Annotated in this window: 1 protein-coding gene; it reads left to right on the top strand. The window is 63.8% G+C overall.

Translation table 11 applies throughout. From position 1 onward, the window contains the following. Nucleotides 1–519: methyl-accepting chemotaxis protein (locus AC07OK_RS30785; protein ID WP_494693842.1), on the top strand; the 519-nt coding region annotated here is incomplete at both ends.

The following is a 519-nucleotide window of genomic DNA, read 5'->3' as shown; positions in this document are numbered from 1 at the left end:
GCAGCAGGAAGCGACCGGCATCGAGCAGGCGCAGACCAGCGTCGAGATCCTCAGCACCACCAAGGAAATCTCCGCCAACACCTCGCAGCTGTTGAAAACCATGGAAGACGCCACCGCGGTGGCCGACTACACCACCAGCGCCACCGCCGACGCCCAGACCAATCTGCGCCGCATGGACAGCACCATGCAGCACATGGTCTCGGCCACCGATTCGATCAACGCCAAGCTGGCCGCCCTGTCGGAGAAGGCCTCCAACATCAACAGCGTTTTGATCACCATCACCAAGGTGGCCGACCAGACCAACATCCTCTCGCTCAACGCCGCCATCGAAGCCGAGAAGGCCGGCGAGGCCGGACGCGGCTTCTCGGTGGTGGCCACCGAAATCCGCCGCCTGGCCGACCAGACCTCGGTCTCCACCTGGGACATCGAGCAGATGCTCAAGGAGATGCAGTCGGCGGTGTCGGCCAGCGTGATGGGCATGGATAAATTCTCCGAGGAGATCCGCCGCAGCGTCGGCGA

The sequence above is a fragment of the Duganella sp. GW821-FHT07G03 genome (genome assembly GCF_059418605.1).
This window is presented reverse-complemented; position numbering and strand designations above follow the sequence as displayed.